At 71.4% G+C, this 761-nt stretch carries 1 protein-coding gene and 1 pseudogene; both read right to left on the reverse strand.

Features of this window, described 5'->3' with window-relative positions; all coding sequences use genetic code 11:
- Nucleotides 1–131: pseudogene (locus IE332_RS40470) on the reverse strand (ATP-binding protein); the annotation flags it as partial.
- Nucleotides 112–537 (reverse strand): DUF742 domain-containing protein, encoded by a 426-nt coding sequence (locus IE332_RS40475; protein ID WP_045706034.1) that lies wholly within the window; start codon nucleotides 535–537, stop codon nucleotides 112–114. The gene IE332_RS40475 and the pseudogene IE332_RS40470, both read right to left, overlap by 20 nt.
- Nucleotides 538–761: the final 224 nt, after the last annotated feature.

Genomic DNA, 761 nt, shown 5'->3' on the forward strand with positions numbered 1-761 from the left:
TCGGTGCGCAGCGGGTTGATCTCGGAGACGGCGCCGACGAGCGTGGTCTTGCCGACACCGAAACCGCCCGCCACGACGATCTTTGCCGACGTCGTGGCACGGGCGGATCCGTTAGAGCTTGCGAAGTCCACTGAGGACCCTTTCGAGCAGCGTGACATCGGGCGTTCCGCCCGACTCGCCCGCGGCGGCGGGCTGGTGGATGGCGACGAGACCGGCTTCCGCGAGGTCGGCGACGAGGATGCGGGCGACACCGAGCGGCACACCGGCCAGCGCGGAGATCTCCGCGATGGACTTGACCTCACGGCAGAGGTTGACGATCCGGGCGTGCTCGGGCAGCAGCCCGCCGGTGCGCTCGGCGGAGCCGGTGGTGGAGATCAGGGCCTCGATGGCGAGCTGGTACCGGGGACGGGTCCGGCCACCGGTCATCGCGTACGGGCGGACCAGCGGCTGCTGCTCGTAGCCGTCGGACTGCTGCCCGCCGTAGCCGCTGCCGTACCCGTTGCCGTACGGGCCGGCGGGTGTCGAGGGCGGGGTCATGGGTCCTCCTTGTGCTGCAGCCTTGAGCAGCCGGTTCCAGCTGGGGTGATGCCAGCTGAGGCGGGATCAGCTGCCTGAGGCTAGCTGAGGGTGAGACGCCGGGTCCGGTCGGGTCGGACCCGGCGGGGAGGTGGGACGGTGGGTGGATCCGTGCGGGCTCCGGTCAGTGCAGGAGACTGCCCTGGAGTTCCGCGCGAAGTGCGGGGGTGAGGACGGCGCCGGCG

Source organism: Kitasatospora xanthocidica, from assembly GCF_014656195.1.
GTDB lineage: Bacteria > Actinomycetota > Actinomycetes > Streptomycetales > Streptomycetaceae > Kitasatospora > Kitasatospora xanthocidica.

What these genes read in the sequence shown, in the direction of transcription:
- IE332_RS40475 (WP_045706034.1), bottom strand. Translation starts at nt 537, where the DNA reads ATGACCCCGCCCTCGACACCCGCCGGCCCGTACGGCAACGGGTACGGC.